This window comes from Arthrobacter sp. ZBG10 (genome assembly GCF_001238605.1).
Lineage (GTDB): Bacteria > Actinomycetota > Actinomycetes > Actinomycetales > Micrococcaceae > Arthrobacter.
The window spans coordinates 1-266 of sequence record NZ_LFQH01000116.1 but is presented as its reverse complement, the minus strand read 5'-3'; the positions used below and the strand labels follow the sequence as shown (position 1 = coordinate 266).

Below are 266 nucleotides of genomic sequence, written 5' to 3'. Positions count from 1 at the left end.
GCCACCCAGGAAACCGGACTGCCCACCGCCCGGCTCACCGGCGAACGCGCCCGCACCACCGCCCAGCTCCGGCTCTTCGCCGCAGTGGTCCGGCAGGGCGACTTCCGCGGCGTCCGCATCGACCCCGCCCTCCCGGACCGCACCCCCGCACCCCGGGCCGACATCCGCCAACGCCAAATCCCGCTGGGCCCCGTCGCCGTCTTCGGTGCCAGCAACTTCCCCCTGGCTTTCTCCACCGCAGGCGGCGACACCGCCTCCGCCCTCGC

1 pseudogene is annotated in these 266 nt (G+C 75.6%); it reads left to right on the top strand.

What is annotated here, in order from left to right:
* Positions 1-266: pseudogene (locus ACU18_RS20040) on the top strand (aldehyde dehydrogenase (NADP(+))); the annotation flags it as partial.